An 8,897-nucleotide genomic window follows, 5' to 3' on the forward strand; every position below is an offset into this window, starting at 1 on the left:
ATATTAAGCTTTATGGTTTCAAATCTAAAAAACATGAATAAGTTAAACTGTTTTAGTTATTAATAGTTCCCACCAATTATTAACTTTGAAGTTATAAATAATAGAACAAGATTTTCGTAGTTTATCTTTAGGGTAGTTGAAGTACGGAACTAAATAAAATATATATGACAATTTCTATAGGAAACGATCACGCTGGAACAGACTATAAATTTGCAATTAAAACATTATTAGAGTCGAAAGGAATTACTGTTAATAATTACGGTACAGATGCTAATGATAGTGTTGATTATGCAGATTTTGTGCATCCAGTAGCTGAAGATGTTGAAACTGGTAAAGCTAAATTTGGAATTTTAATTTGTGGAAGCGCTAATGGTGTAGCTATGACCGCTAATAAACACCAAAAAATACGTGCTGGTTTATGTTGGACTAATGAAATAGTGGAGTTAATAAGACAACATAATAATGCAAATGTATTATGTATTCCTGCACGATTTACTGCTATTCCACAAGCTTTAAAAATGGTTGAAACTTTTTTAAATACAGAATTTGAAGGTGGTCGTCATCAAAACAGAATAGATAAAATTCCTTTATCTTGTTAAATGAGTGATCATCATACTCATAACCACTCACATTCTCATAACGACTTAAAAGGGCGTAATCTTTTTATATCTATTTTACTCAATATTCTTATTACCGTAGCACAAGTAATAGGTGGTATATTTTCTGGTAGTTTAGCATTGTTAAGTGATGCACTTCATAATTTTAGTGATGTTATTTCATTAGTTGTAAGTTTTTTAGCAAATAAATTAGCAAAAAAACAAGCCTCTTTACACCGTACTTTTGGTTATAAACGTGCTGAAATATTAGCCGCATTTATTAATGCATCAACCTTAATAATAGTTGCTGTTTTATTAATTATTGAAGCTGTTAAAAGATTTCGAAACCCAGAAGAAATAGAATCTAATTTAGTTATTTGGTTATCTCTTTTAGGTATTATTGCTAATGGGCTAAGTGTTCTTTTATTAAAAAAAGATTCTGAAGCTAACATGAATATGAAAAGCGCTTACCTACATTTATTAACCGATATGATGGCTAGTGTTGCCGTTTTAATAGGCGGCTTATTAATGAAATATTATCAAGTTTATTGGGTAGACAGCGTCCTTACTTTTATTATTGGATTATATTTAATTTGGATGGGTTTTGATTTATTAAAAAACTCTACTAAACTACTCATGTTATTTACTCCAGACACCATTCCGATAAAAAAAATTGTAGAAGAAATTAATGGGTTTGAAACGATTAAAAACGTACATCATGTGCATGTTTGGCAATTAAATGAAGCTGAAATTCATTTAGAAGCGCATATAGATTTTAATAAGGATATTACCTTATCAGAATTTGATGTTATTTTACACGAGATAGAACATTTAGTATTTCATAAATACGATATCAATCATGTAAATATTCAACCAGAATTTGGAAAAGACGATGCTAAAGATGTTATTGTGCAAGATTAATATAAAACGTTATTCCAAGGGTTTGGAAGCGCGGGAATCTATTTATTATTTCGATAAAATATAGTTTTACTTTAATTAAAAAGATTGCCACGGCTTTTTTTAGAAAAGTCTCGCAAAGACGAAAAAATTAGTATTATGTTAAAGGTTAAAATTAAATCTTTCGAAGCGCTTACAAAGCACGAGTTGTATTATTTATTACAATTACGTAGTGAAGTATTTGTAGTGGAGCAAGATTGTGTATATCAAGATTTGGATGGAAAAGACGAAAAAGCACTTCACGTTTTAGGTTTTAAAAATGAAAAATTAGTGGCTTACACGCGTATTTTTAAACCAGGAGATTATTTTGAAGAAACTAGTATTGGCAGGGTAGTAGTTTCTAAAAATGAAAGACAATTTAAGTATGGCTACGATATTATGGAAGCCTCTATAAAAGCTATAAAATACCATTTTAAGACTTCTAAAATAAAAATTTCAGCGCAATGTTATCTTAAAAAATTCTATACAAATTTAGGATTTAAAGAAGTAGGTGAGGAGTATCTTGAAGATGGTATTCCACATACGGCCATGGTAAAAGAATAATTTTAAATTTTTTGAATTAAAGAGGTTTGGACACTGCTCAACCTGTTATTTGCTTATCTTTTTAAGGCAAAATAACCACGTAAAATTTCTCGCGAGTTTAAAACAACTTCATACCAATAACTACCACTACTTAATAATTCGCCATTAAAAGTACCATCCCAAGCTGAAGTATTATTTGGTAAAAACTTTAAAAGCTTACCGTGTCTGTTATAAATACTAATATTATTAATTAGGTTTAGCCTATCATAAACTTGCCACACATCGTTTGCACCATCATTATTTGGTGTAAAATATTTTGGTATAAAATAATCGTTGTTGTTAATTATTACTTCAAAACTACTTTCATTGCTATTGCAAGTGGTTTCATTAAAAATATAAATGGTTTGCGTACTTGTAATAACGTCTCCAGAATTTAATGACGCCCCCATTCCGTTGGTTTCAGTAAAGTAATTACCATTGTTAAGCATTGGTAATGTATAACTTGTTCCAATCACGTTTTCTAATGAATCAACAGGAATAAAATCTCTGCATTCGTCAGGTGATTCAACATAATTTGAGAACGAAGCCGGAACCCAATTTGAATGATTTCCGTTAGCATTATCAACAACAACACAATTTAAATCGGTATTTAAATTAAAATTTACACCTGTAATAGTGCTGTTACTGCTGTTATTAAGGTTTAATAAACATAATTGATTAGTGCTACAATTTACATCGGTTAAGTTGGGGTTTCTTGTAAGATCTAATTCCGTAATTTGATTATTAAAGCAGTTTAATAAGCTTAGTTGATTATTACTTAAAAGATTCAAACTTGTTAATTGGTTTTGCTCGCACGATAAATAGGATAAGTTCACATTGGTGCTAACATCTAAGGTATTCAACAAATTATTTCCGCATTGAAATCTATTTAAACTAACACTATTTGAAACATCAATGGTTGTTATTTTGTTTTGTTCACAAGCTAAATCAATCAAATTTATATTTTTAGAAAGGTTTAAACTTGTTAGCTTATTATTTTCGCAACGTAATGCGGTAAGGCTTATATTTTGGTCAACATTTAAATTTATTATTTGATTTTCAAAACACCATAAAATCTGAAGGTTTGAAAGGGGTCTTACATCAATGTTTATTAATAGATTACCAGAACAATCAAGATTTTTCAAGGCTGAAAAATCTTCAATACCAGTTAAATTAGTAATACCTCTATTTTTAATATCTAAATTAAGAATATCGCTAATATTTGAAGTAAGGACATTACCATCTAGCGGCCCCGAATCATAACCTTCGTCAATTAAAGCTTGTTCAAAATTAGCATCTGGAACAAATGTGTTTTGGCAAAGACTGTTATAATAAATAAAACAGAAACTAATTAGAATAAACTTAGTTTTGGAGCACATTAAAGTTTAATTAGCTTTGTTACCCGAATAGGTTATAAGTATTTCTACGCGTCTATCAAATTGAGGGTCGCCACCAAGGGGAAATTTTCTACGCAAACCTAAATGACGCATACGTTTTTTATCGATCCCTTTACTCGCAAAATAATCGTAAACATATTTAGCTCTAGCTTCAGATAAATTTCTTTTTTTAGTTTTTCTGTTAAGCGCGTCTCTAGAAAATTGGGTACAACACACATGCCCTTGAATGGTGAAATAAATATCATCACGTTCTAAAAGAGCCTGAGCAATAGATTCTAACGTTTTTTTAGATTCTGGTGTTACGGTTGGATATCCTGTTTTAAATAAGATATTTTTAAATAAAATTTTATCGCCTTTAGTGCTTTCTTTTATAAGATCTACAACACCTTTTTCTTTAGGTGGTTTTTCCTCTATAACTTTATCAACTTTAGGAAGCTTAGGTTTTACAATAATCTTAACTTTTCTATTTAAACCTCTTATTTTTAAAAGATTTTCTTCTTCAACTATTTTAAGAAGTATTTCTCCTTTGCCACCTACATTCGTTATTAATGTTTCGCTTATTTCATTATTAGCAAAAATGGCTTTAATAGCATCAGCTCGTTGTTGAGATAGTATTAAATTGTAAGTATCTGCGCCTCTGTCATCACAAAAACCAAATATTGAAATGGATTCAATATCAATATCGTTTAAAGTAGAAATAAATAGTAACAAACGATTTTCTTCCGTGTTTGGAACATCGTATTTATCTGTATCAAAATAAACCTCCTGTGTTAGTTCTTTTTGAGAAAAAGCAAAAACACTGCTGAAAGTAATTAATACTAATACTAATAATTTATTCATAGTAGGGCATTGAATAGGGATAAATATACTATTTTAAATCTAAAACCACGCTAGAAGGCAACGTGTACGGGGTTTAATAAACGACAACAAACGATATAAAACGGGTCTTTTGGGTTTATAATTTCAAATAACCTTGATAAGTTGTTGGCTTACTAAGTATATCTGTAGCCTTTTTTATTTCAGTATCATGTATTTCAAAATATTCATACAAACCTTCTCTATATACATAACGCTTCACGATATCTTCCGTTAACAACTCTAACAAATAATCTTTGTTTTCATCTATAACATTGGTTTTAGAGGTATTTAAATTAGAAATTAATGTATTAAAATCGCTTTCAATATTATCATTCAATTCTTCTTTTTTAGCGGTCTCAAATGCTTTTTTTAGAGCTTTTTCCGTATCAGTTTCAAAAGAAAAATTGTTGGTATTTAAATAGTTTTTAAAGTCTAAAAAATCTTTATCCGTAAGTTTCAAATCATTAATATCATCAAACGTATGATTGTAATAGTAATTTGTAGCGTAGTCAAAAATTAAATCATTATTCACAATAGCCGATGTAATTGGCGAGATTTTGCTTGACCCTACAAGGACATCAGGAAACACGCCACCGCCATCAAATACTTTTCTACCATTTTTGGTTTTAAATGGGTTGTAATTCTCTTGCTTTACTTTAACTGCTTCGCCTTTTTCGTTTCTATTCCAATAATCTAAAGACTGAATACATCTACCCGAAGGGGTGTAATATCTTGAAATAGTAATTTTTACCTGCGTTCCGTAAGTTAGTTGTTTCGGTCGCTGTACTAAGCCTTTTCCAAAACTTCTAGAACCCAGAATTACGGCGCGGTCTAGATCTTGTAGTGCACCAGAAACAATTTCACTAGCCGATGCGCTACCGCCGTCTATAAGAATAACTAAAGGGATTTCGCTATCAATAGGTTCGTTTTTTGTAATATAAGTGCGGTTATACTTTTTAACTTTTGATTTTGTGGTAACCACTAATTGCCCTTTTGGCACAAAAAGATTTACAATTTTAATGGCTTCATTAAGCAATCCGCCCGGGTTTCCGCGTAAATCTAAAACAATACGTTCTGCGCCTTGAGCTTTTAAATCACGTAAGGCGTAATTTGTTTCTGCATGGGCTTTTCTACTAAATCTACTAAGAACAATATAACCTGTTTTTTCATTTATCAATGAGAAATGAGGTACAGCTTTGATTTCAACCTCAGCACGTTTTATTGTTGCGGTTTGTGTTTTCCCTTGACGTTTGTAGGTCACCTCAACCGAAGAGTCAGAAGCACCTCTTAATAAATCCCCCGCATTATCATCATAATCTTCGACTAAAATAGCTCCGACTTTTATAATTTCATCACCCGCTTTTAAACCCGCGTTGTCTGCTGGATACCCCTTATAAGGCTCAATAACAACTAACTTATCTTTTTGTGTCTTTATCCTTGCGCCAATACCCGTATAGTCGCCTGTATTGTTAATTCTTGCAGCCTCAACATCTTGCTCGTTCATAAAGTTGGTGTATGGATCTAAATCTGCCAACATACTTTTTATGGCCGTATCCATTAAATCCCCAGGGTTGGTTTCATCCACATAATTCATGTTTAATTCTTTAAACAATGTGGTGAAAATTTCTATCTGTTTAGCAATTTCAAAAAAATCATTTTTAAAAGCTGTAGTTGTAAAAAAAACAACACATGCTAGTATTGGGATTATGATTTTCTTTCTTAGTATGTTTTTCATGTTAATTTATTTTTCTAAAACTTTGCTTGAAAACTTTTCAAAAAGTGCTTTCATTTTAGCTTCAACTTGGGAAAATGTAGGTTTATCTTTGCCAATGTACAAAATCATAAACGCATGTTGTGTTGTTAAATTGTTAAAAAAGTCAGCTTTATTTAGGCGGTAAGCCTCTCTTAACAAACGTTTTATATTGTTTCTATCTACTGCGGTTTTAAAGTTTCGCTTACTTACTGATACGCCTGTTTTTGCAATAACAGCATCATCAAAAGCTGTGCCTAAATACACTAAACGCAATGGAAACACTGAAACGGATTGCCCTTCAGTAAACAACTGATCAATCAACTTTTTACTTTTAAGCTTTTCTTTTTTAGAATAGGTAGCAGACATAAATCTATTTATGTCTACAAAAATAGGAATAACAATTAACACCTAACCGTTTCGATTTATACATGATAAAAATCATATTAAAAACGACTGAATGAGAGTAATTTAATCAATTGATAACCAATGTTAATTTTGTAGTCATGGGAAACTTAAATGTTACTAAACTCAATACTAAGAAAGATAGAGCAAATTACATTCATCATTTGTTAAACGATATAGATGCATTGGATATGATGATTGAAAATAATATGATTGAAGAGGGCCCCTTGCGTATAGGTGCGGAACAAGAGTTTTGTTTGGTTAACGATCAATTTTTACCCGAAAGTAGGTCGCTAGAATTGTTAGATGCTATTAATGACGATCATTTTACCACAGAAATAGGTAATTACAATCTAGAACTTAATTTGGACACCTTTAAGCTTGAGGATGATTGCTTTTCAAAATTACACAAGCACTTAGAAGCTTACATGAATAAAGCAAAAAGGATTGCTGCTAAAAAAGGCATTAAAATTGTCTTGACTGGTATTTTGCCATCGTTATCTATAAATAACGTAGGTGAAGAAAGTATGACTGATGTTGAGCGTTACTCGTTTTTAAATGATGCTATTAAACAAAGTCGCCGAAAAAGTTTTGACATACACATAAAGGGTGTTGATGAACTTAATTTACTGCATGATTCTGTTATGCTAGAAGGGTGTAACACGAGTTTTCAAATGCATTTACAATTAAGTCCAAAAGATTTTGTAGATAATTATAACTGGGCACAAGCTATTGCAGGACCCGTTTTAAGCGCATGTACTAATTCTCCTTTATTATTTGGAAAAGAATTATGGAGCGAAACCAGAATTGCATTATTTACACAAAGTGTAGATACCAGAGCAAACTCTTATTTATTAAATGAAAAACAGTCTAGAGTTAGTTTTGGTAATGACTGGGAAAGAGGAACTATTACTGACATTTTTAAAAACAACATTTCTAGATTTAGAAGTTTTTTAACGACACATTTTACACGCAATAGTGTTGATATGATTAAAAGGAGCGAAACACCAATGCTTAGAGCGCTTCAGTTACATAACGGCACGGTGTATCCCTGGAATAGGGTATGTTATGGTGTTTTGGAGGGGAAGCCAAATTTAAGGATTGAAAACAGATATATTCCATCTGGTCCTACAATTGCAGATGAAATTGCAAATATGATGTTTTGGGTTGGTATCATGATGGGTAAACCCAAGAATTACAAAAATATTCATGATCAATGGGATTTTAAAGATGTAAAAACAAATTTCTTTAATGCAGCTCGCTATGGTATGGGAACACAGTTTTATTGGAATGGTAAATATGTATCAAGTCACAAACTTATTTTAGACGAACTATTACCTATGGCCTATAAAGGACTGTATCGCGTTGGCATAACTCCAAAAGATGCAGAATATTATTTGAAAATTGTTAGGGATAGGGTTTGTGGGAATAATGGTTCTGAGTGGATAGTTAGAAACTACAGAGAGCTATTGAAAACACATAAACGCTATGAGGCTATGCAGATATTGACTGCTAATATGTATGATAAACAAGAAAAAGGCTACCCGGTTTCAGTTTGGGACATGCTACACCACACAGGTGATAACCCTTTTAAGGCAAAGTATGTTGTAAAGCATATTATGAGTTCAGATATTTTTTCAGTAAACAAAAATGATAGTATCGACTTGGTATTACATATTATGAAGTGGAAAAATATTCATCATATGCCCGTTATAAATGGTGGACACGAATTATTGGGTTTAATTAGCTGGAAAGATGTCGAAACTTACTTAGGCCAATCTAAACGGAAACATAATAGTGTGGAAAAGTTGATGAAGACCGAGATTATAACTACCGAGGAGTATATGACAATTGAAACCGCTAAAAAATTAATGGAAACTCATGCTATTGGCAGTTTACCCGTAGTTAAAAATAATAAGCTAATAGGCTTAGTTACACGAAATGATTTTAATGTATGATTGAGGTATATAACAAAGCATTAGATAGTAGTATAAAAGTAGACAGAATACTTGGCAAGATTGAAGGCGCTAAACCTGGGCCTACTGTTGTGTTTTTTGGAGGTATTCATGGCAATGAAACTTCGGGGGTGTTTGCTTTAAAAGATGCTTTGGCTTGTGTTAATAAGACTTATGTAAAAGGCACTATTTATGGCATCTCAGGAAATTTAAAAGCTCTAAAAAAACACATACGTTTCGTACAAGACGATTTAAATAGGTTATGGACCAAACGGCAAATTCAAAAAATAAAAGATAAAACAGTTTTAAATGAAGACGAAACAGAATTACTCGAGTTGCTTACTGTTTTAGAAGAAATATTAAAAACAAATCAACCCCCATTTTACTTTATAGATTTACATACAACCTCAAGTAAAAC

Annotated in this window: 9 protein-coding genes; 5 read left to right on the plus strand and 4 right to left on the minus strand. The window is 31.4% G+C overall.

Going from position 1 to position 8,897, the window contains the following annotated elements; genetic code table 11:
* Positions 1–164 precede the first annotated feature (164 nt).
* From QZ260_RS07355 to QZ260_RS07365, 3 genes are all read left to right on the plus strand, one after another.
* Complete coding sequence (locus QZ260_RS07355; RefSeq protein ID WP_295984574.1) at positions 165–599, plus strand: RpiB/LacA/LacB family sugar-phosphate isomerase; 435 nt, start codon at positions 165–167, stop codon at positions 597–599.
* A complete protein-coding gene (locus tag QZ260_RS07360; RefSeq protein ID WP_295984576.1) occupies positions 600–1,517 on the plus strand; it encodes a cation diffusion facilitator family transporter in 918 nt (305 codons plus the stop codon). It begins immediately after the preceding gene.
* 135 nt (positions 1,518–1,652) lie between these two features.
* A complete protein-coding gene (locus tag QZ260_RS07365; protein WP_295984578.1) occupies positions 1,653–2,096 on the plus strand; it encodes a GNAT family N-acetyltransferase in 444 nt (147 codons plus the stop codon).
* A gap of 53 nt (positions 2,097–2,149) precedes the next feature.
* On the opposite strand, the gene QZ260_RS07370 is transcribed toward QZ260_RS07365, so the two are convergent.
* The 4 genes from QZ260_RS07370 to rnpA form a co-directional block, all read right to left on the minus strand.
* A complete protein-coding gene (locus QZ260_RS07370; RefSeq protein ID WP_295984579.1) occupies positions 2,150–3,493 on the minus strand; it encodes a T9SS type B sorting domain-containing protein in 1,344 nt (447 codons plus the stop codon).
* A 6-nt stretch (positions 3,494–3,499) separates the two neighbouring features.
* Positions 3,500–4,351: an OmpA family protein gene (locus tag QZ260_RS07375; RefSeq protein WP_295984580.1), complete on the minus strand. Its 852-nt coding sequence runs from the start codon at positions 4,349–4,351 to the stop codon at positions 3,500–3,502.
* Positions 4,352–4,466: 115 nt separating this feature from the next.
* Complete coding sequence (locus tag QZ260_RS07380; RefSeq protein WP_295984582.1) at positions 4,467–6,104, minus strand: S41 family peptidase; 1,638 nt, start codon at positions 6,102–6,104, stop codon at positions 4,467–4,469.
* 6 nt (positions 6,105–6,110) lie between these two features.
* Positions 6,111–6,488 (minus strand): ribonuclease P protein component, encoded by a 378-nt coding sequence (gene rnpA, locus QZ260_RS07385; protein WP_295984583.1) that lies wholly within the window; start codon positions 6,486–6,488, stop codon positions 6,111–6,113.
* Between the two features lie 137 nt (positions 6,489–6,625).
* Here rnpA and QZ260_RS07390 point away from each other — a divergent pair, with 137 nt between their 5' ends.
* Together QZ260_RS07390 and QZ260_RS07395 are read left to right on the plus strand one after the other, a co-directional pair.
* Positions 6,626–8,482 carry a CBS domain-containing protein gene (locus QZ260_RS07390; RefSeq protein WP_295984585.1) on the plus strand — a complete coding sequence of 619 codons (1,857 nt, stop codon included), beginning with the start codon at positions 6,626–6,628 and terminating at the stop codon, positions 8,480–8,482.
* Positions 8,479–8,897, plus strand: a 419-nt coding sequence (locus QZ260_RS07395) for a succinylglutamate desuccinylase/aspartoacylase family protein (protein ID WP_295984587.1), incomplete at its 3' end; no start/stop codon positions are given. The genes QZ260_RS07390 and QZ260_RS07395, both read left to right, overlap by 4 nt.

Source organism: uncultured Algibacter sp., from assembly GCF_905480415.1.
GTDB lineage: Bacteria > Bacteroidota > Bacteroidia > Flavobacteriales > Flavobacteriaceae > Algibacter_B.

Excerpts from the sequence above, each read along its gene's own strand:
- QZ260_RS07355 (WP_295984574.1), top strand. The coding sequence starts at position 165 with ATGACAATTTCTATAGGAAACGATCACGCTGGAACAGACTATAAATTT.
- rnpA (WP_295984583.1), bottom strand. The coding sequence starts at position 6,488 with ATGTCTGCTACCTATTCTAAAAAAGAAAAGCTTAAAAGTAAAAAGTTG.
- QZ260_RS07380 (WP_295984582.1), bottom strand. The coding sequence starts at position 6,104 with ATGAAAAACATACTAAGAAAGAAAATCATAATCCCAATACTAGCATGT.
- QZ260_RS07360 (WP_295984576.1), top strand. The coding sequence starts at position 600 with ATGAGTGATCATCATACTCATAACCACTCACATTCTCATAACGACTTA.
- QZ260_RS07365 (WP_295984578.1), top strand. The coding sequence starts at position 1,653 with ATGTTAAAGGTTAAAATTAAATCTTTCGAAGCGCTTACAAAGCACGAG.
- QZ260_RS07390 (WP_295984585.1), top strand. The coding sequence starts at position 6,626 with ATGGGAAACTTAAATGTTACTAAACTCAATACTAAGAAAGATAGAGCA.
- QZ260_RS07375 (WP_295984580.1), bottom strand. The coding sequence starts at position 4,351 with ATGAATAAATTATTAGTATTAGTATTAATTACTTTCAGCAGTGTTTTT.
- QZ260_RS07370 (WP_295984579.1), bottom strand. The coding sequence starts at position 3,493 with ATGTGCTCCAAAACTAAGTTTATTCTAATTAGTTTCTGTTTTATTTAT.